The organism is Pseudomonas sp. EL_65y_Pfl2_R96 (genome assembly GCF_963970905.1).
GTDB lineage: Bacteria > Pseudomonadota > Gammaproteobacteria > Pseudomonadales > Pseudomonadaceae > Aquipseudomonas.
Genome location: NZ_CAXAQH010000379.1, coordinates 1 through 440, shown reverse-complemented (window position 1 = coordinate 440; position 440 = coordinate 1). Strand labels below are relative to the sequence as shown.

The following is a 440-nucleotide window of genomic DNA, read 5'->3' as shown; positions in this document are numbered from 1 at the left end:
CTCTTTACCCATTATGCCCGCCCACACACGGAAATCCTGACAGTCCCGAAGGTAATGATGCTAGCGACTGCTATGTGGAACAAAGGAATACCAAAGATTGAGCGGGCGCAAATGCTCGCTACCCACGCAAAAGCAATGACTGATACGTACTATCGCCAAATGCTGTCGACGATTATATCGATGGCTCCTTAAATACTCTACCAAATCGAAGTTCCCATCGCGTTAATCTACCGCTGCCGTTCTCAACCCCTACTCCCCCAACAACGGCGCCAAATACCGCCCCGTAAAGCTCCCCATAGCCTTAGCGACCACCTCCGGAGTCCCCTGCGCCACAATCTCCCCGCCCTTCACGCCGCCCTCCGGCCCCAGATCGAGCACCCAGTCCGCGGTCTTGATCACATCGAGGTTGTGCTCGATCACCACCACCGTATTCCCCTGCT

The 440-nt window shown here is 55.2% G+C and carries 2 protein-coding genes; one reads left to right on the top strand and one right to left on the bottom strand.

Features of this window, described 5'->3' with window-relative positions:
* On the top strand, positions 1 to 192 hold a 192-nt coding region (locus AACY49_RS31150; protein WP_339528182.1), incomplete at its 5' end, for a hypothetical protein.
* A gap of 57 nt (positions 193 to 249) precedes the next feature.
* Here AACY49_RS31150 and AACY49_RS31145 read toward each other — a convergent pair.
* A partial coding sequence (locus AACY49_RS31145) for a hypothetical protein (protein ID WP_339528180.1) occupies positions 250 to 440 on the bottom strand: 191 nt, incomplete at its 5' end.